Source organism: Chryseobacterium sp. HR92, assembly GCF_045689405.1.
In the GTDB taxonomy this organism is placed as follows: Bacteria; Bacteroidota; Bacteroidia; order Flavobacteriales; family Weeksellaceae; genus Chryseobacterium; species Chryseobacterium viscerum_A.
In genome coordinates this window covers 735,354-761,125 of sequence record NZ_CP139139.1, presented here as the reverse complement: position 1 = coordinate 761,125, position 25,772 = coordinate 735,354, and the positions used below count along the sequence as shown (strand labels likewise).

General features: G+C 35.4%; 14 protein-coding genes and 1 tRNA gene. 6 read left to right on the top strand and 9 right to left on the bottom strand.

The window, feature by feature from the left end:
- The first annotated feature begins 197 nt into the window (after nt 1-197).
- Nucleotides 198-268 (top strand) — tRNA-Gln (locus SFA27_RS03410).
- Between the two features lie 443 nt (nt 269-711).
- On the opposite strand, the gene SFA27_RS03405 is transcribed toward SFA27_RS03410, so the two are convergent.
- The 3 genes from SFA27_RS03405 to SFA27_RS03395 form a co-directional block, all read right to left on the bottom strand.
- Nucleotides 712-1,740 (bottom strand): hypothetical protein, encoded by a 1,029-nt coding sequence (locus SFA27_RS03405; RefSeq protein WP_407296308.1) that lies wholly within the window; start codon nt 1,738-1,740, stop codon nt 712-714.
- 869 nt (nt 1,741-2,609) lie between these two features.
- Nucleotides 2,610-3,032 (bottom strand): helix-turn-helix domain-containing protein, encoded by a 423-nt coding sequence (locus tag SFA27_RS03400; RefSeq protein WP_407296305.1) that lies wholly within the window; start codon nt 3,030-3,032, stop codon nt 2,610-2,612.
- A 127-nt stretch (nt 3,033-3,159) separates the two neighbouring features.
- Nucleotides 3,160-4,914 carry a hypothetical protein gene (locus SFA27_RS03395; RefSeq protein WP_052184860.1) on the bottom strand — a complete coding sequence of 585 codons (1,755 nt, stop codon included), beginning with the start codon at nt 4,912-4,914 and terminating at the stop codon, nt 3,160-3,162.
- A gap of 586 nt (nt 4,915-5,500) precedes the next feature.
- On the opposite strand from SFA27_RS03395, the gene SFA27_RS03390 reads away from it, so the two are divergent.
- Entirely contained in the window at nt 5,501-6,925 is a 1,425-nt protein-coding gene (locus SFA27_RS03390; protein ID WP_407296303.1) for a hypothetical protein, read from the top strand.
- A gap of 6 nt (nt 6,926-6,931) precedes the next feature.
- On the opposite strand, the gene SFA27_RS03385 is transcribed toward SFA27_RS03390, so the two are convergent.
- The 6 genes from SFA27_RS03385 to SFA27_RS03360 all read right to left on the bottom strand — a co-directional run bounded on the left by SFA27_RS03385 (nt 6,932) and on the right by SFA27_RS03360 (nt 14,744).
- Nucleotides 6,932-7,567, bottom strand: coding sequence for an HdeD family acid-resistance protein (locus SFA27_RS03385; RefSeq protein ID WP_047379101.1), 636 nt, complete (start codon nt 7,565-7,567; stop codon nt 6,932-6,934).
- A 266-nt stretch (nt 7,568-7,833) separates the two neighbouring features.
- Entirely contained in the window at nt 7,834-9,252 is a 1,419-nt protein-coding gene (locus SFA27_RS03380) for an amino acid permease (RefSeq protein WP_047379104.1), read from the bottom strand.
- Between the two features lie 201 nt (nt 9,253-9,453).
- Nucleotides 9,454-10,398, bottom strand: a complete 945-nt coding sequence (locus SFA27_RS03375; protein ID WP_407296301.1) for a hypothetical protein — start codon at nt 10,396-10,398, stop codon at nt 9,454-9,456.
- 176 nt (nt 10,399-10,574) lie between these two features.
- A complete protein-coding gene (locus SFA27_RS03370) occupies nt 10,575-11,189 on the bottom strand; it encodes a response regulator (protein WP_407296299.1) in 615 nt (204 codons plus the stop codon).
- Complete coding sequence (locus SFA27_RS03365) at nt 11,186-14,158, bottom strand: sensor histidine kinase (RefSeq protein ID WP_407296297.1); 2,973 nt, start codon at nt 14,156-14,158, stop codon at nt 11,186-11,188. The genes SFA27_RS03370 and SFA27_RS03365 overlap by 4 nt, the downstream gene beginning before the upstream one ends.
- 292 nt (nt 14,159-14,450) lie before the next feature.
- Entirely contained in the window at nt 14,451-14,744 is a 294-nt protein-coding gene (locus SFA27_RS03360) for a helix-turn-helix domain-containing protein (RefSeq protein ID WP_047379111.1), read from the bottom strand.
- Nucleotides 14,745-14,928: 184 nt separating this feature from the next.
- Between SFA27_RS03360 and ccoN the strand changes: the two genes are divergently transcribed.
- The 4 genes from ccoN (at nt 14,929) to SFA27_RS03340 (ending at nt 25,771) form a co-directional block, all read left to right on the top strand.
- Nucleotides 14,929-17,208: a cytochrome-c oxidase, cbb3-type subunit I gene (ccoN, locus tag SFA27_RS03355; protein WP_407296294.1), complete on the top strand. Its 2,280-nt coding sequence runs from the start codon at nt 14,929-14,931 to the stop codon at nt 17,206-17,208.
- Nucleotides 17,209-17,227: 19 nt separating this feature from the next.
- Entirely contained in the window at nt 17,228-18,115 is an 888-nt protein-coding gene (locus SFA27_RS03350) for a cbb3-type cytochrome c oxidase N-terminal domain-containing protein (protein ID WP_047379113.1), read from the top strand.
- Between the two features lie 295 nt (nt 18,116-18,410).
- Nucleotides 18,411-23,444, top strand: a complete 5,034-nt coding sequence (locus tag SFA27_RS03345) for a translocation/assembly module TamB domain-containing protein (protein ID WP_407296291.1) — start codon at nt 18,411-18,413, stop codon at nt 23,442-23,444.
- Nucleotides 23,444-25,771, top strand: a complete 2,328-nt coding sequence (locus SFA27_RS03340; protein ID WP_407296289.1) for a BamA/TamA family outer membrane protein — start codon at nt 23,444-23,446, stop codon at nt 25,769-25,771. Before SFA27_RS03345 ends, SFA27_RS03340 begins: the two co-directional genes overlap by 1 nt.
- Nucleotide 25,772 lies beyond the last annotated feature (1 nt).

Below are 25,772 nucleotides of genomic sequence, written 5' to 3'. Positions count from 1 at the left end.
TTATTATTATTCAAATATTTTTCATTAAAATTTCATCATCCTGGCTTTGATTTCTTAACAAAAAGATTCTTTCCTATTTCAATGAGCCTGGAATTTCAAAAATCAAATTCTGTTTTTTCGTGTAAACAGCAGAAAATTGAAAGAAGATATTTGTAAATAAGAAAAAAATATATAAATTTGCAACACCAAAATAAAGCAGACCTATAGTGTAACGGTAGCACTCCGGTTTTTGGTACCGTCAGTCGGGGTTCGAATCCCTGTGGGTCTACAAACCATCCTTTTTAAGGGTGGTTTTTGTTTTTATAATGAATTATAAAAAAAACAGACACTAAGTATCTGTTTTTATTTTCCGGTTTTCTTAATTGCATCCCCTGCAATAACTTTTATCTACATACTCCTTATTCCCTGAGGAGGACAGATAGTAACATCCTCCTTTCTCTCCAGTATAAAGAGTATGCCCATTGTACGTACAATATTCAGGTCCTGAATCCCCATTTCCTCCACAAGAATAAACAATGGGTGTAGATATTAATACAAATAATACAATTACTTTCTTCATGTTTTAAGCTTTTAATTTTACACAAAACTAAATCAGGTTTCATATAAAAAAATACGGAAAACCATAACCGGTAATACAATATACTTTGGCAAAAACGATCAGATTTAAAATAAAAAAGATCTCCAATGGGAGATCTTTTTTGATACTTTAAATTAAAAAAGTCTTGTAAGTATAATTTTATACTGTAAGCTTGCATCTCCATTATTGGTAAGGTCTATTGTTCCGGCTGAAGGCATTGTTAAGGTATAATTAAAGGCAATACTAGTACCCCCTGCAGCACAATTGGGAATACCTGACCAAACAACGGATGTTGTAAATCTGTTTACTTCAGTAAAAGTAGGGGCTTTAGCAGTGGTGTCAGTGTTTAAGATCCCATCCATTCCTTTGATAGAAAAAGAATTGTTAACAGCATTATTAGTGACATAATATTCTGCAATACCGATACGTCCGCAACTATTACTAACATTTACCACAGCTTTATATACAGCATTATTACCAAGTCCTGTGATCAAAGTGTTTGTCGCTCCTGAAGCAATAGTAACTGCATTATTAATAACGGTTCCATAAATGTTATCAACAGCTTTATTCAGAACACCATTTGCATCTGAATATACCGGTGTAATAAGAGTAGCACCTGCAGCAATATCCATAGTTCTTATTCGGGCGCTCCCTGAAACGTCTAAAGTATTTGTAGGAGTATTCGTAGCAATACCTATATTCCCCAGGGTTAAATCCATTGCCCAATCACTTCCACCAGGAACACGAGAAATAATAAATACCCCGTTATTTCCATTGAAATTAGGATTTATTCCCATTACTGCCTGTTTTATTCCTGTAGTTCCTGTAGTTCTTAAGATAGATAGTATAGAATTATTGGCTATTGGATTTTCTATCAGCAGTCCAGTATTGGTAGCTTCACCACCTCCAATACCTGTGGCAGATCCCCGATTTAAGACATGGAGATTAGATAGCGGGGTAAGATTCCCGATACCTACCATTCCTGTGGAGGTTACTATAAAATCATTGGCTTGTTGTACATCAGTTGGAGTACCCGTGGCCGGATTGTCTTTTGCTCCATCTACATGTAATGAGCCTTGAGGGTTTGATGTTTGTATCCCTACTTGGCCATTCGCGAAATTAGCAATTATTAACATTGATAATAGTAAAATGTTTTTCTTCATTTTATTAGTTTTTTAAATTTAGTAATATGATGTATTTTTTGAACTTTAAAATTTTATTTCAAACAATAATCCCTATATCATTTTTTGAATTTACTCCTTATAAAATCACTTTCTTTATGACGTACTGCAACTCTATAAAATATTATTTATCAACGGATTAAAATTAAGCACAAAACAAACACAAAACAATATTTGAAATAAAAAAAACAGCAACCATATATTAATTTAATTAAAAATACTATTCAATAAATAGCATTTAACTTATTAAAAACATATACATATGGCTATAATTTTATATTATATCCATTGTTAAAATCGTGAGACATTTATGATAAAAACACAGTTTTTTCCTTGCAAGGAGTTAAACATAAATCATATTAAAAGTTGATTAAATTCGAGGTAGGGAATAGTAAAAAAAAACTTTTAGCCATAATTTGGGGCATCAAAATTAATGTTACCCTCAAATATTGATTTATCGTGAACTATTCATGCTATTTTTAGTCTAAAAAATTCTTTTCCACTTTGTCAGTGTATTTCTGCTGAGACCAAAATATTTGGCTGTCTGTATATTATTCAATTTCTGTTTCTTTTGATAGTCTAAGATTTTAAAAATTGTAGACTTATCATAAGACCGGTGATTTCTTCCATTTAAGTTTTCTGAAGTGTTTTCTCCAAATATTATCTTATTAAGCTTTATTACATCCAGTCTGGAAAGCTCCTTTTTATTTAAAAAAAATAAACATTGCTCCCTTTTATCAGGGAATTTTAATACCAACAGATCATGGAAGATCTTTTTATAATTGGGCTTTGAATATTTCATATAACATATTATTATATTTCCATTACATAATTATCCTTATAGATCTTCATTAATATTTTTCAAGCCATTTATACAAAGTTGATTTTGGAATGTTATATTCTTCCATTACTTGTTTTTTTGTTCTTTTACCGGTACGGATAAGCTCAAGAATAAAATCAATTATTTCCTGAGTATACAGGTTTTTTCTAAACTGAGGGAGGACACTTTTTTTATCCTCTTTTGTCTGTACGCTACTTTTTTGGGGTGCAAATAGTATCAAATACTGGGAATAAACCCGAAAAAAATCATATTGTAACAGCTTGCTCCATCTTAATAATACATCTGTTGGAAGATCTTTCTGCAGATACATTACCTCTATTTCCTTTTCTGAAGACCGCATAAACTTACATATCCTTGTCATTTCAAATTCATTTTGTTCTACATGTGACTGAATCATGCTTCCAATGTGAATGTTTTTTAAATCCAATGCCATTGTCTTATATTTTGCTTAATTACAGGATACATCACTTAAACTGTGATTTAAATAGGCAGGGATGTGGAAAGTCCAGTATATCCCTGCCTGTCAACAACCATAAAAATAAAATATCCTCTTTCTCTTACTATTTAATAGCTGTTGCAAAAATGGAGCTCTCTGACCATGTGTCTCCAAATCGTGATATCACAGTTGTGCTGTTAGGTCCCCCACCTGTCACTGTATTTCCAGCAATATATCTATAGGTTTTATCTGATGAGGTTGTATTTTCAATAATAATCGTTCCCTGAAATACATCAAACTGTTGGGTATGCCCTGCAGAAGCAGGTCCTTGTACTCTGAAACTCATCAATGAAGGACCTCTTACATCATTAGATCGTGTAAGTGCAGCGCCTACCGCAACATTCCCTTCTCCAAAAGTACTTCTCACAAACATCCAGTCATCATTATCCAGATTACCCACTGTTTGTGCCAGCTGAGTAATGGTAACCGCCCATTTTCCCGGAGGCAATGTGACATACCTTCCTGTGTATTTATAAGTACCGTCATTAGCAAAAGGAATATTAATTCCAGCACCTCCTACGACACCTCCTACAGCTGTTTGAGAAGCAGGAATCCGCCATTCAGCAGTACCATTAGTATCAGTTGCCGTTAGTACAGCACCCACAGCTACAGAGCCGCTTGTGGCATTCTCAAATCTCCTTGTTCCGATGGTATGAAAATTGGCTTGGGGGTTAGTAGTTCCAACACCTACACGTCCATTTTTATTTAAAGTCATTAATGGATCACCTGCAACCGTAGCTCCTGCAAAAAATTGCAATACATTTGTTGCATTTCCCAATCCATAGAAATCATCACCAGCAGCATTGTTCCATAATGCTAATTTTTTTCCGTTTCCTGAACCTAAATCTAATAGATTTTTAGGTGTTGTTGTACTTATACCCACCCTATTAGTTAAAGCATCAATTGAAAATGTACTTCCATCTACTGAAAAGTGATTAGTACCTGTAAGAGCTGTACTTGTAAACGCTAAAGTGTTCCCAGCTTGTGCTACTGTACGATTTCCACTCAATGTCCCATTAGTATTGTAAATACTAGTATCAACAATACCATCTCTCCATGTAGCAACACCGTTCGCATCTGATGTTAAAACTTTATTGGCCCCCTGGGTTCCATCCACAATTTTAACAGCTCCATTAGTTGCAGAACGAATATCAAGCTTATTGGTAGGGTTAATTGTTCCTATTCCTATATTTCCGGAAGTATTAACCACAATATCATTTACCTGCTGTGCAGCTGTGGGAGCAGAATTAATATTATTATCTCTTGCACCATCTATGTGAAACATTGCTTGAGGAGTAGCAGTTCCAAAGCTTACATTCTGATTATCAGAGATAAAGATTCCCGGTTTTGCCGGATTATAAGCATACTTCCCTGTTTGTGCTGCACCCATTGCCAAACCATCAGAACCATAGATATTTCCTCCTTCAGTATTTTGCCTTATATAGTATCCAAAATTTTCCGCATTCTCACTAAAAACTAATGACCCTCCTGAACCGTCTGCATTTGCATTAGAATGAATTCTCAAAACTGGGTTAGCAACACTTCCAGATTGTGAAACCGGGCCTCCTACTCTCAGTTCATCTCCCATGACCTGGAGATTTGATTTTGGAACATCAGTTCCTACTCCTATTTTTCCTTCGTCAGTAGCGGTAAGGATTTCTTTGTTACCAGAATTATTAATTCTCATAGCTTTTGTGGCGGAAGTATTTCCTTTACTCTGAATGTCCAAAGTAGCTTGTGGGTCGGGAGTATTAATACCTACTTGAGAAAAAGCGAAATTGGCAACCAATATCCCAGATAATGTTACTATTTTTTTCATTTGTTTGTTACTTTAAAATGTTCAATTTTTTTTCGTGTGTATTTAGAATCGTATTGAAAAATATGACCGGTCTGAAATTTTCCAATGTTCGAATTAGATGATGCAAACTTACAGCCTGCAAACAAAAAAAATTCTACATCAAAGACACTTCAAGAAATAATCAACTGAAATACAATTAATTACAATGCAACTGAAGTAACTTTGAAGTAAGATAAAAAAGTGAATTATTAATGTTTTCCGGATAAAATTAAGAGGATAGAGAGGAGAATGATAAATACTTTACAGCTTTAACATCAATGGTTTTATCATTTAAAAAGCAGGGATCATAAATATCCCTGCTAATAAACACAAACACTTAGAATGAAAAAAAATTTTCGTAGTAAATGTATCAATATTATCTACCCAAGGTATTACTTCAAATATACATCACGATATAATGAATTAAAAAACAGTGTTTTATAAAATCAATGAAGTGTTTTTGAAGTACTCTTTTGCTAGATGTTACTATAAAAGGTATCGGTCGTTAATTAATTTTTTAAATAATATTCATAAAAAAGTTATTTTTGTTTAACTAATTTTAAAAAATATGTTCCCCAATTTTAGAATTAAAGCACTATATCTGATTTTCTTTTCCTTCTCAATATTTTTTGATGCTCAGGATTTTTCTTTTCAACCCGAACCTATAAAAACGACATTAGAATACAGAAAGAAACTAGACTCTGAAGGAGCCTTAAAATTTAATATTAATGCTCTTAAACAATATGAAGAAAATAATGATACTAAAGGTATTATTATGGCATATACTAATATAGGAAGTGTATTATGCGGACTTGACAGAAACAAAGAAAGTCTTGAATATCTTGACAAAGCTAAAAAAGAATTACTTTCTATTAATGATCCTCTTCTGAATGCCAATTTATATAATGAATATGGAAGGAACTATACACGTCTGGGACTTTATGAACAATCCAATGCAGCCTTTGATCGGGCAAAATCTTATATAAAGAAAATTCCTAATCTTAAACAGAAAGAATTTGCTCAGGCCTACAACTATTCATGGAAACAACAAAACTTGCCCAAAGATAAAAATCTTGATTCTTTACAAGCTATAAAGAAGAAAATACTGGGTTCAAAACCTAATATCACTTCTTATACAAGAACAGCAGATAAATTTATTGCTGAAAAAATTCATTTAGACTCAGCTGAATACTATATGAATAAGGCTCTTGCTTATTCTAAAAATGCATCTGATATTGAGAAAGCGACTGCATGGTTCAGCTATGGAGATCTATATAATGTAAAAGGAAATAAAGAAAAAGCACTTGAATATTATTTGAAATCACTTGATATATTTCAAAAAACGAAAAATACCCAAGCCTCTCTGCTGACCGTTTATGACACACTTTCCAGTGTTTATAAATCTTTAAATGAAATTGAAAAATCTAATGAATTTCTAAGAAAATACACCATTCTTAATGATGATATCAGTAAAAACGAAAAAGAAGCCATAAATCTTGCGGTTAATACGCTGATAGAATTAAAGCATGAGGAAAAAGGAAAGGAAAGAAAGATGTTCTACTTTATAGTCATGATTATTGTAGTATCATTTGGTCTATTATTATACTTTATCAGAAAAATCTATATTAAAAAAGTACTGAAAAAGGATAAAATTCTTGAGAAAAAAACCATTGAAACGGATGTTCTTAAACTCAAAGTAAATAATTCATTTGATGAAATCATCCAGCTTATGGAAAGCAGAAGCCCTCTGTTCCTGATGCGCTTTAAAGAAGTATATCCTGAATTCTATGAAAAACTGATTACACATACTCCTGAACTTACAGAACATGATATAAAATTTAGTGCTTATATCAGATTAAATCTTACAAATAAAGAAATCTGCCAATATGAAAATATTAGTTTACGGGGAATAGAAACAAAGAGATACAGACTCAAGAAAAAATTGAAACTTCCCTCAAGTACTGACCTTCAGAAGTGGATTCTGGAGCTGTAAAATAGGTCATGATTTTTTTAGATCATCAATCTCCTCCTGTAAAGATTTGATTCTGTCTCTTAATTCCTGGCTTACTTTTCCAGGGATTTTTTTAATTTTCCTTAAATCCAGGGCCAGCATTATAGAAGCTATCCCCATAAAAATAAAGGAAACACCTGTGAGCGTAACTAATGAAATTCCTGTAAACACAGGATTAAATATCAGCAACAGAGAAAATATAATTCCTCCAACACTGGCCAGCGCTACATTTCCCCAACTCATTATTCTCATACTTCTCAGGTCGAAAGCAAAACCAAGGAGCTGAAAGGAACGAAACAGTAAAGTGAATCCTATCACAAACGGAAGTACCGTCATTGAAATCTGAGGATTTGCGATGAGATAAACTCCTATTGCCGTAGTTAATAATCCGCTTACCAAAAACCAGCCCCAGCCCTGCAGGGATTTACTGTTCTGTAATGAAAAGAATATTTCCGTAATTCCCGAAAACAAAAAGGAAACACTGAAAAAAATAGAGAGTGTAACATAAGTTGCAAGCGGCACGCTGAATACATAAAAACCACAGATCAGAAATATAATTCCGAAGATTAATGGGATATACCAATGTTTTACGGTGTTGGTAAGTGTTTGAAATAAATTAGCCATAGGTGTCTTTTTTAGTCCTGCCTACTTTATTGGAACGGTTTTCGGCTTATCCGCAGGTATTTCAAACAGATTAAAATTTCACCTGAATTTGAAATATAACCTCTTACTAATGTACGAAAAATAACCGTAGAACATTGCAGATTCTGCGAATTGTTTCCACAAAAAAAGCATCAGATGAAGCCAATTTATAGAAATAAAGACAAAAAAAGGTGAAAATCATTTAATTTTCACCTCTCCAAAACATATTTAAATCTATTTTTATATTCTTACTTCGGTTTGTACAATTTGTACATAGCGAATAAAAAGCCAATCCATACCGGAATCAGGATCACCTGAATTTCCATTCCTGTAATACTCATCAATCCTAATATCAGAACCAAAAAGGCAATACAGATATAATTGGATACAGGATAAAATATAGAGGGGAATTTTGAATGAATTCCTGATGCATTTATTGATTTTTTAAACTTCAAATGGGTGTAGCATATCATCAGCCAGTTGATGATCAAAGTAGATACTACTAAAGCCATTAAGTATTCAAAAGCTTTTTCCGGCACTAATTTGTTAATGATAATACATATCCCGGCAAAGCATGATGAAATAAGAATAGCGTTGATAGGAACAGAATTTTTATTCAGTTTTTTCAGGAATTTCGGAGCATTTCCCTGCTGAGCTAATCCGAAAAGCATCCTGCTGTTACTGTAAACACTACTGTTATATACTGATAAAGCCGCCGTCAAAACAATCAGATTAAGAACATTTGCAATCAATGTATTGAACTGAATCACCTTACCAAAAATACTGAATTCAAGACCATTTAGATTTTGAAATACCATTACAAACGGGCTGGAACCTTCCGTAATATCTCTCCAGGGACTTAATGAAAATAAGATCACCAAAGCTCCTACATAAAAAATAAGAATTCTATAGATTACCTGGTTGGTAGCCTGTGGAATAGTTTTCTCCGGATTTTTAGCTTCTGCAGCTGTAATTCCGATAAGTTCCAATCCACCGAAAGAGAACATAATCATGGCCATTGCAGCAAATAATCCTGAATATCCGTTTTCTGTTTTATTAAATAATCCTTTTGGGAAGAATCCGCCATCATTCCATAAATTAGTAATGGTAGCTTTCTCTCCTCCTGTACCACTTATCAAAAGATATACTCCGAAGACAATCATGGCAATAATAGCTACTACTTTGATGATGGAAAACCAAAACTCTGTTTCTCCATAAACCTTTACGGAAGCAAGATTAAGCGCATTGATCACAATAAAAAAGAACAAACTGGAAACCCAGAGAGGTATATCCGGCCACCAAAAATGGATATAATGTCCTATTGCCGTGAGTTCGGCCATACTTACCAGGATATAGAGAATCCAATAGTTCCACCCTGAAGCAAATCCCGGAAAATTTCCCCAATATTTGTAGGCAAAGTGACTAAAACTTCCTGATACGGGTTCCTGAACAACCATTTCACCAAGCTGGCGCATAATAAAAAAGGCAATAATTCCTGCTAAAGCATAGCCTAAAATTACTGATGGTCCCGCCAGTACTGCAGCCGGCCCGATTCCCAGAAATAACCCGGTTCCTATGGCACCTCCAAGGGCAATTAATTGTATATGTCGATTTGTTAATCCTCTAACTAAAGTCTCCTTTTCTCCTGTTTTATTTTCGTTGCTCATTGAATGAATTATTCGGTCGCTAAATATATAAAAACTTTTCAGAGAAATTCACATTCCATGGGGTAAATTGACAATTCACCCTTCTTCAAACCGGAAAGCCCCTATCTATTTATACCTTTGCTGGTAAAATGTAAACTATAATTACAAAAAGCGGTCTTAATCTATTGAATCAAGGCCGCTTTTCACAGTATCAATATTATTTTAATTTGCAATTTTGTATCCGAACATGGTACTTGTCACCACCTCGTACTTGTTACCGGAAGATACTCCTGCCACAGAAGCCATACTTACCGTTTCTCCTGCACTAAGATATGCCATGCATGAAATACTCGAACCAAAAACCCTTGTTACAGTAGGTTGATAAGATTGAACTAATATACTTCCTCCGTTACCAGGAGCATAGTTTTTTATCAGATAAAGTACCGTCCAGGTAAAATTCGGATTACCTGCTACATTTCCATTGTCAAACTGTGTAGATCCCTGAATCATATAGTATCCATCGTTGGGTGCTTTAAAAGCTCCTGTAGAGGTATTGAGTACATTTCCTTTATTAAGAACCGTACCCTGAGGATAAGTAATTGCCGTCCTTATCCATGGATCAGAAGGAGTGGCAGTAGCATCACACATTTGTCGGCTCGTAGTAGACACCGCAGAAAACGGATAAGTAGATTCTGCAGAAGGAATACTGTTGGAGCTAGAAACCAGTACCAGTTCCCATGTTGTACCGGTAGTTGTTCCTTTACTAACCAAAAATGCATAATATCCGGGAGGAACCGTAATGGAAGGAACTCCCAGCCCGGTTCCGTTCTGATCATCAATCAATTCAGATCCATTGGCAGAAACGGTAAGTAATTTTCCTCCGGTATTTTTGAAGTGATAAGTACGTCCGGCAAAATTACCAGCACCACTGATGGCCGCCGGTAAAGTTAATGTTCCATCAGCAGTTCCGTTATATGCAATATAGTAATCATTAGCTCCTACAACACCACTTGCAGCAACTGTTTTGTAAGTAGCAGCAAATGAACCATTAACAGTAAGGGTACTGCCGGGATTTGCAGTATTAATCCCCACATTACCTACCTGGGATTTTACCAGAACACCATTTAAACCAGCCAATAAGGCCATGAAAAGCATCTTTTTTTTCATAAACAAATACGTATTTTAGAATCTAAGGGGACCTGAATAATATCCATTACCTTCAGTTATTTAATGAAATTTTTCGCAATACGAACCTACTGCGAAAAATGAGTAAATTAAGAACAGATCCTGTACGCATTTTTCCACAAAATTGTAATGATTTTATGACAAGAGCAGATGGGACATTAATGTATTTCTTTATAAATATCAAGTAATTCAACCAGATTGGTAATCTTCAGTTTCTGATAGACCCTTCTTTTGTAGGTACCTACTGTAGATTCTTCGATATTAAGGGCATTTGCTATTTCAAGATTTCCGTTTCCTTTGGCTAAAAGATTAAAAACCTGCAATTCTCTCTCTGATAAATCATCTACTGCTTTTTTCTTTTTATTTCCTTTCAGTATTTCATGCATGATCTCCGGAGTATAATAGAAACCTTGTTTAAAGACAGATTCAATTGCTTTGACAAAATTTTCCGGATCACTCTGCTTATTCAAAAAACCATTCGCTCCTTCTTCAATATACTGCAGCGCAATATTTTCTTTGTAGGATGTAAATATTAAGATAAGAGTATTTTCAGAGATAATTTTGATCTCTTTGACCATAGATTTGAAAATGCTTCCCGGAAGTTCAATATCCAGAATAACGAGGTCATATTTTTCAGATTCAATTTTCTTTTTTGCTTCTCCATAGGTCTCTGCAAAATCGACTTCAAAATGATTAAAATTTTTCTCCAGGATCATAGCTGTCCCGATTCTTACCACATGATGGTCATCTGCAATGAGTATTTTTTTTGTCATATTTTAATAAGGATTTTAATGATGGTTCCTTTAGGAGTATTTTTATGAAAGGTCATTTCGGAATTGATTTTCATCATCAGCTGAACAACCATGTGAAGGCCTAATCCATAATTTTTAAAAGTCATATGTTCGCTGCCTTTTTTCTTAAAAAGTTCGGAATAATAAATCCGTTGTTCATCAGACATCCCGCTACCGGTATCTGTAATACTGATTTCTATATGTGATTCTGTAGAGGCCGATGTAATCGTAATTTTCCCATCTGAAGTATTTTTCACTGCATTATCAAGGATATTATGAAAAACCGCAAGGAGAATATTTTTATTAAGCCTGCTCTTCAGTTGGTGATCACAAAAATTGTATATAAATGTATTTTTTCTCGCTGCTATTTCTTCAAACAACAGTCTTTTAGTTTCAATAAGATCATAGATTGGACATTCTTCATCTGTTGTATTTCCTTGCTTATACAGTTCTGTATATTCTTTTAGGCTTAATGTAAATTTATACAGCTGTTCCGAGGTTTTGTAAATGCTGTCAAAATATTTTTTCTGAGTCTTCAGATCTACCGACTGATTAAGTTCCTGAGAAAGAAGGGCAATAAACTTAACGGGTGTGGTAATATCATGGCTTATACTTTCCACCAGCTTTTTTTGATAATCAGATTCATTTTTCAGTTTATTATTGGTTTCCAGCAGCTCTTTATCCTTATGCACAAGTGTATTTTTCAGAACTTTATTTTTCAATCTTAAAAAATTGGTTCTCATCTGTACAATTACCAAAACGATGAAAATAGCAATACCGGCAATCAGGATCTTAAAAAGAAGAGTCTGATAAAAATAGGCTTCCACTTCTACGGGAATTGTTTTATAAATGAATTTTCCGGTTTCCGAAGATAAAAACCGAACCCAAAGAGTATAATTTCCAGGGTCCATATTGGCCAGCCTAAATGTTTTATCACTTTTAATATTAATCCATGGGCTATCCTCACTGCCTGAAAGCTTAGCCTGCAGATAGATATTTTCCAGGTCAGAATAGTAAGGAATATCGATATAAACTTCTGCATTTTTATAACCACATTCTAGAAAAAGTTTGTCTTTCAACGGAATCATTTTCCCTTTTACTCTTGCTCTTTCCAGATAAACATCCTGAGACCCTGGATAATAAGTTTTAACATCTTCTGGATTAAAAAACACAAACCCTTCCATGGACGGAAATACAAATTGTCCATCTTTAAGCTCATGAGCGCAGGGATTGGCACTTCCGTTGAATTCGTTATTTAAAAGACCTTGTTTTTTGGTATAACGATAATAAGTGATCACTCCCTCCATGGTTTTCATGTACTGCAGAAGAGTATTTTTATTGACTTTAAACAATCCGTTATCAGAAGAGATCCATAAATTGGAGTGCTGGTCTTCCAACAGATAATGGGCACTGGCCAGAAAATCATTTTTATCGGATGGAATTTTAATTGCTTTTTGGTCTCTTATTAAAAAAATCCCTCTATTGTAAGTCGTAAACCAGACATTGCCCTCTTTTGTCCTGATAATTTGTTTTACAGGTAGACCTTTTCCAATCTGCTTTATCATCCTTTTCAGCGTAAGGGAGTATACATAAATTCCTCCACTGCTTCCCAGATAAAGAAGATCTTTATTATATCTGAAAACAGTATATATATTATCTTCACATGGAATAATTCTTTCAACTCTCTTAAAATTATCATGACTAAAGAGATACAGATAAAACTGATTTCTATCTATGACAGATACAGTATAAAGATCCCCGTTTTTATAAAGCCCGTCAATCCCTTTATCTTTAAAAGAAATGGAATCGTATTTTGTAAATCCAGTATTTTTATACCTTATGTGGATAGAATTATTTTCCCGATACATAAGATTTCCCGCATTATCTTCAATTATATATCTCTTATCATAAGACTGAGGGGCAAAAAATAATCTTTCTGAAGTATTACGGGAATATTTTATTCCTTCCTGTGTCAAAACAGAATTATCCCCGTAAGAAATTGCCGCATAGCAGACCTCATCCTGATAAGACAAATTTTTCCTGGAAACCGAAAAATCTGATAAACTCAGAATCTTCAGTCCATTAATAGAACTTCCGATATATAGTTTTCTGGCAGCTTCATCATAAAACATAGCCCCTGAGATATCTTTATCAATATCCTTGTATTCTAATAAAAAAGTGAGTGTTAGTTTACCTCCTGAAAATTCACTTCTGTATATTTTACCCTCGTGAATCATAAAAACCTGTCCGGAAATTTGCTGCCAGTACATTCTGGTTTCAGGGTCAGTATAGATAGAAGGAGCTTCTATCTCTGACAATGTTCCTCTGTACAATTGAATTATTTTCTTTCTGCCCGGATCACTGATGAGTACATATTCACCATGAACAAACATTTTTTTTAACCGGTCACAAGAGAACCCAACAGCAACAATAGTTCTTTTCTTACTTTTTTTATCAACGTAAACAATTTTGTTATCTTCAAAGTAATATGAGCCTTCATCCAACTGAACGTAATAAGAATTTATATAATAAGAAATATACCTGGCAGTGATATTATTTCTTACAATTCTTTTATAGATCTTACTTTTCAAAGCACCTCCATACTCAAATGTATTACTAGCGGCTATAACATCCGGTTGGCGGCGGGAAATCAGAAGAACTTTTTTTTCAGAAATATTGAAAACAGAAATACTGTCTTTTTTTATATTCCCATAAAAATCTCCAAAACTTAAATTTTTAAGTTTAAAATTATTATACTGTACAAAGTTACTCCCATCGTATCTCAGAATTCTGCCTTCCATGGACAGCCAGATGAATCCATATTTATCTTTTACGATGTCTTTGATACTGTTTTGAGGCAGGCCGTTATCCATGTTATACCATTGGGTGGTATAGCTTTGCCCGTAGATGCATAAAGAAAATAAAAGTGAAATAAAGTAAAGAAGCTTCATTCAGTGGGCTAGCGTTATATTTATGACAAATATATTATAGAAAATTAAATTAATTGTAAATATTTATCCACAATTATGTGAATTTTTTTCTACATAATTATTTATTAATAACTTATTGATTATAATAAATTTGAAAATCCAATACTTGTTCCCTCATCAATGTCATGATCATCAGGTATACTAGAAACACAACTTTTTTTTGAACAAAAAAATATGATCTTCTTCGGTGGCTGAAGAAGATCATTATTTTATGATTGTTAACATTGAATGTAAATATAAAAACCCTTATAGTTTATAAAAACTCTTTCGGAATTGAAATATTATTCTTTTTCATATACTCCAAAAGATCCTGATATTTATCTTCATATACATCTATTCCACATTTATGCGAAATACTGCAGATATCTGATGGTTTGATGTCTAAAATATCAGATATTTTAGTCAGTATCTCCAGATTGATTTTTACCTTGGAGTTCTCAATATCGGAATAAGCTTTCTGGGAGATTCCCATTTCAAAAGCCATGTATTCTTGCGTAAGGTCTTTACTCCTACGGATTTTCCTGATATTTTGTCCACATACTTTCATCGTTTTTGTTTTAGTAGTTTTCGGTATATTTTAGAAGATTATCTAATAGCCTCTAACAAAGTTAATAAATACCTTTGGCAAAACATTATACACGTTACATGATATTTATTTTCAACATAGAAAAGAGTCAAAAATAAGTCTTTTTTCAGAGAAAATATCACTTCGGTAAACACTATTGGAATTTATGGAGACGCAAAAATTTAATTATGACAATAATATTGTCAGAGCATTCCTCTATGCGACTATCGCATTTGGACTTGTGGGATTTCTGCTGGGACTTACAGCTGCATTGATGCTTTTTTATCCAGAATTACCTGAATTTTTATTCGGTACGGATGATACAACTATTAAAAGCTTAGCTTCGGGCAATATTCAGGGACTGATCAATACTCAGGGAGCAATGGGCTTCGGAAGAATCAGAATGCTTCATACCAGTGCTGTAATTTTTGCTTTCGTATGTAATTCCTTTTTCTGTGGTGCTTACTACAGTATGCAAAGACTTCTTAAAACCAGAATGTATAGTGATACACTTTCATGGATCCATTTCTGGTCATGGCAGATTATGATTATCAGTGTAGTGATCACATTCCTTATGGGAATCAACACATCTAAAGAATACGCTGAACATGAATGGCCTATTGATATTTTAATTGCCTTCTCATGGATCATTTTCGGGATCAACATGTTTGGAACTATAGCCAAGAGAAGAGTGAGACATTTATATGTAGCCATCTGGTTCTACATTGCAACCTGGATTGCTGTAGCAATGCTTCACATCTTCAATAATCTGGAAGTTCCTCTATCTTTCACAAGCTGGAAATCTTATTCTGTATATGCAGGTGTAAAAGATGCATTAGTACAATGGTGGTATGGGCACAATGCGGTAGCATTTGTTTTAACCACCCCTGTATTAGGTCTGATGTATTACTTTATGCCAAAAGCAGCTCAGCGACCGGTATTCTCATACAAATTATCCATTATTCACTTCTGGTCGCTGATCTTCGTATACCTTTGGGCCGGGCCTCACCACCTGCAATATACAGCTTTACCTGCCTGGGCTCAGGCTGTAGGAACAGGATTCTCTATCATGCTTATTGCACCATCATGGGGAGGAATGTTGAATGGTCTTCTTACTCTGAGAGGAGCGTGGGATAAAGTAAGAGAAAATCCGATTCTGAAATTCTTTGTAGTTGCTATTACCTGTTATGGTATGGCTACTTTTGAAGGACCTTTATTGGCAACAAAATCATTAAATAAAATTGGTCACTATACCGACTGGGTTATTGGCCACGTACATTTAGGAGCTCTTGGATGGAATGGTTTCATGGCATTCGGGGTGGTATATTATCTGGTTCCGATCATGTGGAGAACGTCTCTTTGGTCTAAAAAAATGGCCAACTGGCACTTCTGGCTGGGAACATTAGGAATTATCTTCTATGCCGTTCCTATGTATATTTCAGGATTCACACAGGGATTAATGTGGAAACAGTTCAATCCGGACGGAACATTATTGTGGAAAAACTGGCTGGATACCGTTACTGCGATCATTCCTTACTTTAAAATGAGATTCTTAGGAGGTGTTCTTTATCTGTCCGGAGCCATTTTGATGGTCATCAACGTTATCAAAACTGTTAAAGCCGGTTCATTCCAGAAAGAGGTTCCTGCAGAAGCTCCTGCATTAGCCAACATCGGCACTTCAAGAAAAGAAGGTGAAGGTGTACACTTATGGTTGGAAAGAACTCCTACTCTCCTTTCTATATTAGCTTTTATCACGATAGCAATTGGTGGATTGGTGGAAATTGTTCCGACATTGTCACTGAAGCAAAGCGTTCCTACGATCACAGCAGTAAAGCCATATACCCCTCTGGAACTGGAAGGCAGAGATCTTTATATCCGTGAAGGATGTAATTCATGCCACTCTCAGATGATCAGACCTTTCCGTGATGAAGTGGTAAGATTTGAAGGAAAAAACGGACAGTATTCCAAAGCCGGAGAATTTATTTATGACAGACCTTTTTTATGGGGATCTAAAAGAACAGGACCGGATCTTCACAGAGAAGGAGGAAGAAACCCGGATTCATGGCACTTCAAACATATGTACAACCCAAGGATTACATCTGCCGGTTCTATCATGCCTCGTTTCCCATGGCTGATCACCAATAAACTGGACCGCGATCAGATGGTGGATAAAATGAAACTGATGAAAAATGCTTTCGATGTTCCTTACACAAAAGCACAGATAGATTCAGCCAACCAATGGGCTGATAACCAATCAAAAGCAATTGTACAGAGAATTTATGCTGAAGCAACAGATGTAAAAGATCAGATGGTAAAAGAAAAAACGGCAAAAGGAACTGCGTATGTACCGCTTGAACAGAGAGAAATTGTAGCTATGATCGCTTACCTCCAGAGACTAGGTACGGATATTAAAACAACACAGGTACAAACAGCCAGCATAAAGTAACATTTAAAATTGAATTGCAATGAAAACGAGAACCCCAATTTCAATATATATCGCAGCAACGATAGGTTTAACGATCATGGCCTTTGAAATGTTCGCCAGTGATTCAGGATATTTTTCTTCTCCTTTTTTCTGGGCACTGATATTAATCGCTACGATTCTGCTGCTGATCATGAACTCTATTGGAGATCTGGTAGAAAATCAAAGCTTCAGCAGATTATCCGAGGAAGAAAAAAAACAATATCTGGAAGAGAAAAAAGTTCCGTATTATCAAAAATTATGGAATTCCGCTTTCAAAAAACAAACTGCTACGGAAGAAAAAGATATTCTTATCGACCATGGTTTTGATGGAATTACAGAGCTTGACAACTCGCTTCCGAAATGGTGGATTGGCCTGTTCTGGTTCGGATGTATCTTCTGTGCCGTTTATCTGTTTGCTTTTTCTTTCACAGATTATGCCCATCCGGAAGCAGAGTATACCAAAGAAGCCAAAACCATGTTGGCATCTATTGAAGAGTATGAAAAAACTGCACCTCAGATCAATCTGGAATCTGCAAAATACAGTGCTGATAACATTGCGGAAGGCCAGGAACTGTTCAAAACAAATTGTGTTACCTGCCATGGAGACGGAGGAAAAGGAGGTATAGGTCCGAACCTTACTGATACACACTGGATCAACATGAAAGAAAAAAGCCTATTTAAAAATGTATTCTGGATGCTTGAAAACGGATCTCCAAATAATCCTACCATGAGACCCTTCATCAAGGAAGGAACCATCACAGGAAGAGATGCCGAAAAGATTGCCGCTTACATTTATCATATCAACCAGGAAACCGCTCCTATTACAACAGCACAAGGCGGCGCAGCCCCACAGGGAGAAGAGGTGAAATGGGAAAACGGAAACAACTAAAATTATTATTATCTATCATATAAACCATGCCAAGCCCCCTTTGCAACTACACTAACATTTGAATTTCATTTTTGCTAACTAACCTTTTCAACATTAAAAAAATGATATAAAGGGGGCTTTTTTAAAAAATAAATATCCATACCTTGGTCTGTCTTACTCAACTATTCACTTGACAACTACAAACTAAAAATTCCATAATAAGACAGCCAAGGCAGGATTTTTGCATTCGCAAAGGGTACCACAACAAAGACTAAGTGAAATAGTATTATTATCTTTGTTAGAAACCACCTCGCATTTGAAACTGAAAATCAACACCACAAAAATTTTAAGGCGTATTGCAATAACCTTTATTTCAATATTGGTTCTTCTTACCCTGTTGATATTAAGCTTAAGACTTCCTGCCGTTCAAAACTTCATTAAAGACAAGCTTATTGTTTACCTTGAGAAAAAAATCAAAACTCAGGTCAGCCTTGAAAAAGTTTACATCGGATTTCCCAATAGCCTGGTGATGGAAAATCTTTACCTTAAAGGACAAGATGTAGATACACTACTGGCAGTCAGGAAACTGGATGTAGGTTTACATATGCTGAAACTCCTCAATTCTACAGCAGATATTACTTCTGTCAATATGGAAGGAGCCCGTGCCAATGTGGTACGCAAGCCGGATGGCAAATTCAATTTTGATTATATTATTGATGCTTTTGCTTCCAGTGACAAAGAAGAAAGCTCTTCCAAGCCATTCATTATTTCTCTCGATAAAATCAATTTAAAAGATGTTGGCGTTACATTCAATGACCAGCAATCGAAGAATGATATTCAACTATACTTTAAGTCTTTCGATACCAGAGTAAAAACTTTTGATCTTAATAAAAACAATTACGCTGTTAATGATATTAATCTTGACGGATTAAAATTAAAACTAAAACAGGGACTTGTAGAAGAAGTTGCCCAGAAGATTGAGAAAAAAGTAGACTCTCTCAATGAAAAGAAACCGATGAATATTGGATTGAGAGGCATTAAGCTTACTCATTTTGACATTGACTACGGTGACGAAAATACCAAAACATTTGCAAAAGTTATATTCAAAGAGCTGAGCACAAAGGTCAATAAACTTGATCTTGAAAAGAATGCCTACAACGTTGCGAATGTATTTCTTTCCGGAGCAGATATTAATGCCAACCTTTATCTTCCTGCTCAGAATGCCAATCCAAAAACAACAAAAGAACCTGAGGATTCCAAAGCTTCGGATCAGGATAAGGCAATGAAACTTCTCTTAGGAAAACTTGTTTTGAACGATGTAAAGGTCAATTATAACAATACGGCTATTGCTCCAACAAAACAGGGAATGGACTTCAACCACCTTAATTTTTCAAAAATGAATGTGGAAGTAAGAAGCTTCAAAATGGAGAATAATACTTTTGCCGGAACTGTGAACACAGCAGAAATCAAAGAAAGCAGAGGCCTGGATATCCAGAAATTCAATACTGATTTTGTTTACGCAGAAAAAGAAGCATATCTGAAAGATCTTTATCTCCAAACCCCGAAAACAATATTGCGTGATGAGGTTATTTTAAATTATAACTCCATTGACCAGCTAAGTTCAAACCTTGGCGCTGTAAAAATTTCAGCCAACATTAAAGATTCAAAAATAGGATTCTCTGATATTCTGAATTTGGTCCCGACTTTAAGGAATACGGTTCCATTCAACAAATATCCGAACGCTGTTCTCAATGTAAATGCCAATGTAAAAGGAAGCGTAGATGATCTTTTAATCCGGGATCTCAAAGTTTCAGGGCTGGATCAGCTGAGGGTAATGGCATCCGGGAAAATTAAAAATGCGATGAATCCTGATCAGTTGTATTACGATCTAAGGATCGGAGAATTTTCTTCCAGTGCCAAAACAGTATTTAATCTTGTCCCGAAAAATACTATTCCTTCCAATATTTCACTTCCTTCCCATTTCAGTATCAAAGGAAATGCAAAAGGCACAACGAAAGTAGTGAATACAGATCTGAACCTCTACTCCACGCTTGGTAATGCAGCCGTCATTGCACAAGTAGATATGCGTAGGAAAAATCATGAATTATATGATGTAAAAGCAAATCTTCAGGGCGTACAGGTAGGAAAAATTATTCAGAATAAAGATATTGGTCCTATCACCGCACAGATTGCAGCAAAAGGTGAAAGTTTTGATTTCAAAAATGCCAATGCAGACTTAAAAGGACATGTTGCCTCTGCAGTCTACAAAGGATATCGTTATCAGAACATGAATCTTATCGGAAAGATCAACAAAGGTGCTTATCATGTTATTCTCGATTCAAAAGACCCGAACGCCAGTTTACAGCTAACTGCTTCCGGAGTATATGATGAAAAAAATCCTACGGTAAAAGTGAATGGAGAAGTCATCAAACTGGATGTCAACAAACTTGGCTTCTACGAAAAACCGATGATCATTGCCGGAAAAATTGATGGTGATTTCACAAGTCTTGATCCCAATAATCTGAACGGATATCTCAACCTTAAAGATTTTGCATTCTCAGATACCAAGGAAGTCTATCCGGTACAGGAAATCAATCTGAAAGCTTCATCTACTCAGGATTCTACCCAGATTGTTTTCAATTCTCAGGTAGCAGATCTGGAACTGAAAGGTAAATATAAACTTACTCAGATTTTTGGAGCGTTAACCCAAACTGTCAATCAATATTACCAGTTCCAGAAGCCGGATAAAAGCAAAAAAATAGATCCTGGACAACATTTTACTTTTACAGCCAAAATCAAAAATGATGACCTTATCAGAAAGTTTGTTCCGGATCTGAAAGATTTTGAAACCATAAATCTGGCAGGAAATTATGATGCAGATTCTCAAAAAATTGAAATTGACGGACAGATTCCGCGATTATTGTATGGTGAAAACACCATTGAAAAAGGAGTTTTAAAAGTAACCAACGAAAATCAGGCATTACAATACAGCCTGAATGTTGCCGCCTTAAAAAGCTCTAGCTTTTCTTTAAATAAAATCAATATTGACGGAGATGTTGCAGACAATACCATCCGATATAATGTCACTACAAAAGATGAGAAAGATGCCACCCAATTCCTGATTGCAGGAAATGCGAAATCGTTGAATGACATTACAGAAATATCTTTAAATCCAAACGGATTAAAGCTCAATTACACAGATTGGAATGTAGCAGAAAATAATAAAATCCAGATCAGCAATAAAGGAATTCTGGCGGATAATTTCATTTTATCTAATGGAAACAGTGAAATTGCTGTTCAGTCTGAGAGCAATAGCCCAAGCAGTCCTTTGAACATTTCGTTGAAAGACTTTAAAATTGAAACCATTACGGAACTTATTAAAAAAGATACTGTTCTTGCAAGAGGAACTATTAACGGAACAGCACAGCTTCGGGATGTCACTAAAAAAATGGCATTTACTTCTGACCTGAATATCTCTGATTTAATTGTCTATGGAAGCCCCGTTGGAAATCTTGCAGTAAAAGTAAATAATGCTTCACCGAATGTTTTAAATGCAGATATTGCCCTTTCCGGAAATAACAATGATGTAAAAATCCTTGGTGATTATAATACTTCTTCCAGTACTTTCGATCTGAATATGGCGATCAATCAGCTTCAGATGAAGAGTATTCAGGGATTTTCTATGAATGCGATTACCAATACGGAAGGGTATCTTTCAGGAAATTTAAAGATTACCGGAACTACCGATAAACCTAATATTTTAGGAAAAGTAAAATTCAATGATGCAGGGCTGGAGATTGCAAAAACAGGAAGTGATTTCAGACATCTGAGCGATGAGATAGATTTTACCAGCCGTGGAATTGAGTTTGATAAATTCAAAATCAAAGATAAAGACGGAAATGCACTTGTTGTAGATGGGCAGGTTCTGACACAGACCTACAGAGATTTTGCCTTTAATCTGAATGTGAATGCTAAAAATTTCAAGGTTGTCAATTCTGAAAAATCCAATGATGCCATGATGTATGGTATTCTTGCCATTGATGCCGGGCTTCATATCCGCGGTAACCTGGACCTTCCTAAAGTAGATGGAAAACTGAATGTAGCAGACAATACGGATTTCACTTTTGTTCTTCCTCAATCTACTCCATCTTTACAGGAAAGAGATGGTATTGTAGAGTTTGTAGATCAGGATCAGGTAGTTTTAAACAAAACGATCAAAGCAGATTCTCTTAATGCACAAAGCCGCATTAAAGGAATGGACGTAAGTGTTAATATTGAAGTGAGTAAGGAGGCAAAAATTTCATTGATTATTGACAAGGCCAACGGTGATTTTGTCCAGCTTCAGGGTGAAGCCGAATTAACCGGAGGAATAGACCCATCAGGAAAAACTACACTGGTAGGTGTATATGAAGTGGAAAAAGGAAGTTATGATCTTTCTGTAAGCTTTCTGAAACGGAAGTTTGATATCCAGAAAGGAAGTACAATAACCTGGACCGGTGAACCTACGATGGCTATCATGGACATTACAGCTGTTTATAAAACAGAAGCAGCTCCTATTGATCTCGTGGAGCAGCAGGTAGGAACTGAAAACGGAGGAGCCTCACTGATCAATCAGTTCAAACAAAGAATTCCGTTCAATGCTTTATTGAAAATGAAAGGAGAGCTGCTGAAACCTCAGCTTACTTTTGATATCACTACGCAAGAAAAAAATAATTCCGTATCTACGAATGTAAAAGATGTTGTTGATCAGAAACTTGCCCAACTCAGAACTCAGGAATCTGAACTGAACAAACAGGTTTTTGCTTTACTGCTTCTGAACCGTTTTATCGGAGAAAATCCATTTGAAAGCGGTGCCGGAATGTCTGCAGAAACTATGGCTAGACAAAGTGTAAGTAAGATTCTTTCTCAACAGTTAAATAATCTTGCAGCAGGTCTGATCAAAGGAGTAGATCTTAATTTTGGACTTGATTCCACGGAAGATTATTCCACCGGACAAAAAAATACGAGAACCGATCTGAATGTGGATATCAGTAAAAAATTATTGAATGACCGATTGAAAGTAACGGTAGGAAGTAATTTCGGATTGGAAGGCCAGGCCCGCGAGAACGAAAACATGACCAATATTGCAGGTAATGTTTCTGTGGATTACAGTCTTTCAAAAGACGGAAGATATATGCTTCGTGCTTATCGTAAAGATGAATATCAGGTGGCTCTTCAGGGACAGATCATAGAAACCGGAGTAGGATTTATTATTACATTGGATTATGATAAATTCCGGGAGATTTTCCAGAAATCTAAAGAGAAGAAGCCGAAAAAAAATCAAAATAACCAAGTCGTAGAATTTAAATAATGAGTAATAAGATCCATATATATTGTAAGTATCTGTTTGTTTCCGGACTGGCATCAACTGTAATTTCGTGCAGTAATACAAGGTTTTTGAAAGAAGGCCAGATGCTTTACACGGAAGCCAAAGTAAAGATTGAAAACGATACGATTTCAAAAAAAGAAAAAAAAGATCTTCAGGCTGCTCTGGAAGCTAACCTCACTCCGAAACCTAATTCTACATTTTTAGGTATGCGTCCCAAGCTGTATTTTTATAATATAGCCAAGGAGCCTAAAAAAGATAAAGGGTTTAATTACTGGCTGAAATATAAAATAGGTGAAAAACCTGTATTATTGGGCGATGTAGACCGTGAATTCAATAAAGATATTATTGTAAATTATTCTGAAAATAAAGGATATTTCAACGCTAAAGCTTCTTATGATACGGTTTCAAAAAATAAAAAAGCCCAGGTTATTTATACGGTAAGACCGGGTTCCAGGTATTTGATTGACGGAGTAAAATTCCAGAAGGATTCTACGCTGGTTAATCAGGAAATTCAGGGCTTAGCGGGCAAAACGTTTCTTAAAAACGGCAGACCCTTTGATCTGGATGTCATCAAGGCGGAAAGAGACAGAATTGATAATGGTTTAAAAGAAAGAGGCTTTTATTATTTCCACCCTGACAACATTATTGTACAGGCAGACAGTACGGTAAGCAAAAATCATAAGGTAGAACTTAATGTAAAACTGAAAGATAACACACCAGATTTAGCAACTCAGCAATTTGGGATAGATAAGGTTATTGTATTTCCCAATTACAACATTCAGGATGTAAAGGATGGCAAATACAGTATCCCGATGGATAAAGATTCTCTTTCCAAATATGCGTTTGATGACATTTACGTCATTGATCCTCAGCATAAATTCAAACCGAAGATTTTTGACAGAGCTTTATATTTCAAGAAAGGAGATCTTTATAACCGTTCCAATCACAATCTTACCCTGAATCGGTTGATCAGTCTCGGAGTTTTCAAATTTGTAAAGAATGAATTCGTTGTGTCTGATTCATTGAGTCATAAATTTGATGCTTATTATTTATTAACTCCGAGACAAATCCAGTCGCTTCGTCTGGAAGCCTTAGGAAGAACAAATTCTGCCAATTATGCGGGTAGTGAGCTGAATCTGAACTGGACTCACCGAAATTTTTTCAGGGGAGCAGAACAGTTTAAAGCGGCTATCTACGGAGCTTTTGATTTCCAGATGGGAGGTGCTCAGAATGCCAATAATATTTTCCGTGCAGGAACAAATGTTCAGCTTTCCATCCCGAGAATTGTGGCCCCTTTCCGTTTTCATTCTTCCAGTGAATTTGTTCCGAGAACGAATATCACTTTGGGCTATGAATTCCAGAACAGAACACAATATTATACGCTTAACAACTTCACGGGATCATTCGGATATCTTTGGAAGGAAAATGCCAGAAAAGAACATGAACTGAAGGTAATTGACATTACATTGGTTTCTCCAGCCAATGTTACTGATGAATACAGGAGAATATCTGCAACAAATCCTGCTATGGGACGAATTGTAGATAAACAGTTAATTTTCGGACCTACTTATTCTTTCACGTACACCAATACTATGCTTCCCAAAACGAATACCGTTTATTATAAAGGAACGCTTGATCTCGCAGGAAATATCACAGGGTTGGCTACAGGAGCAGATGTAAAAAAAGATAAACAGAAGAATATATTTGGTATTCCTTTCAGCCAATATGTAAAGATTGAAAATGATTTCAGATTCTATCATAAGTTCACTGAAAAATCTTCATTGGCAACGAGATTTATCGGAGGAATTGCCTATCCCTATGGAAACTCAGAATTCATACCTTTCTCCAAGCAGTTTTTCTCAGGAGGTAGTAACAGTATCAGAGCATTCCGTGCAAGAACATTGGGGCCGGGAAGTTTTGATCCGAGAACTATAGATCCTAGTATTTACTTTGACCAGTCCGGAGATATCAAACTGGAATTGAATGCAGAATACCGCGCCAATCTTTATAAATTTTTAAATGCTGCGGTTTTTGTAGATGCAGGAAATATCTGGCTGCTTCATGACGATAAAGACAGACCGGGCGCTAAGTTTTCAAAAGACTTTTTAAATGAAATTGCGGTGGGAGCAGGAGTAGGTCTGAGACTGGATTTTTCTATCCTGATTCTAAGACTGGATCTGGCCATGCCACTGAGAGTTCCTTACTATCAAAAAGGGGACAGATGGGCCTTCGATAAAATTAATTTCGGGGACTCTAACTGGAGAAAAGACAATCTTGTTTTAAATATTGCCATCGGATATCCTTTTTAAT